Below are 1,319 nucleotides of genomic sequence, written 5' to 3' on the forward strand. Positions count from 1 at the left end.
ACAGGGCATCAGTGACCGGCAGATCAACGACGTAGGAGTCACCGACAGTGCGATACGGTTGGGTCGAAGCGGTGGATGGTGACAGCACAACCAGACGGGGAGCGCTGTTAATCCCACCGGGCGGAAACTGAATGTAGGTGTGATCGCCCTCGCGATAGATCCGCAGAGGCTTCCATGCCGGGCTGCTGCCTGCCATGTGAAAGTCGAAATCGGGCGTATTCCGCTTGGCCACGGCCTCTGGAGACGGCGGCGGCTCAGGCTGCGTCTGCGGATCGCCTGAAGCATAGCTGTAGGCAATGCTGCGCATTGACGGGCCGGTCGGGTCAAGCACGACAACATAGGCGCGTCGACTGGTCGCAAAGCGGAGGATTGACTGCGTGGCGGCTGGCTCTGGCGTGAGTGCGACGGCCCAGGCAGCGTGAATGCCGCGTGTTCCACGCACGAGATCTGTCCGCCATCCGGCTTTTGGCTCTACAGCAAGGGCCTCACTTGCGACCGTCTCACCCGGCTGAAGACGAAGAATGCAGAGGGAGCCGGGCGCGCAATGGACCCGGGCATAGCCCTCGCCGTAGGCAAACCATGTCAGCCCCGCTTTGCCTGAGAGGGCACTGCTTTCGTGGGCCGGCGTAGGGGCAAGGGCGATGGGCGAGGCCGCGGTGGCTTTGGGCACCAGATCGACCGGGTGAGTGGGCGTGACAGCAAGCGCGGTTGTCTGTCGAGCCGGCGTGTCGATCCTCTGGTTCAGGCTCCCTAAAAAGCCGTTGATGCGATCAAGGCTTTTTTGCAGGGCCAGCTCGGGTGATGGCATCCCCGGGACATCGACTGTCACCGGGGTCTCGGTGTTAGCACCTGCACACCCGCTGAGCGCTGCAAGGCCAACGAGGGGAAGCATGAAAAGAGCGTTCTTCATGCTGACAGTGTGGCGGACTCCTTTGTGAGTGCGGACACCTCGTCCTCAGAAGACATCCGGATGACCGTTCCCAGCCCAACACCATCCCTGAGTTCTCTGGCAATGTCCTCGATCACGCCGCCAAGGGCGGTGCTTGCGTCCTGGCCGGCTTTCATGCGGACGTCTTCGCGACGCTCAATTTCCTGCTCGGCCGATCCCCTGGGAAAGACCTTTGCGAGGCGTCGACGTGCTTCTGTCGTCCCGAGTGCGTCATAAAGACGGCGTCTCAGGGCGGTGTCCTTGGGGCTGGTGGACAGCGCCCACAGTTCAATCGGCCCCATCAGATTGAGAACGAACAACTCGTACAGTTCGTGGTTCACGCGCGTCTGCCAGATGAGCGGGGCACCGCTTCCATCGGCACGGGGGCCGT

At 62.5% G+C, this 1,319-nt stretch carries 1 protein-coding gene and 1 pseudogene; both read right to left on the bottom strand.

The features are described from left to right. Positions 1-910: TrbG/VirB9 family P-type conjugative transfer protein (locus R5H23_RS17165; protein WP_317216118.1), on the bottom strand; the 910-nt coding region annotated here is incomplete at its 3' end. Next, positions 907-1,319: pseudogene (locus R5H23_RS17170) on the bottom strand (type IV secretion protein DotO); the annotation flags it as partial. The gene R5H23_RS17165 and the pseudogene R5H23_RS17170, both read right to left, overlap by 4 nt.

It is taken from the genome of Gluconobacter sp. GP1, assembly GCF_032913585.1.
GTDB classification, from domain to species: Bacteria; Pseudomonadota; Alphaproteobacteria; order Acetobacterales; family Acetobacteraceae; genus Gluconobacter; species Gluconobacter cerinus.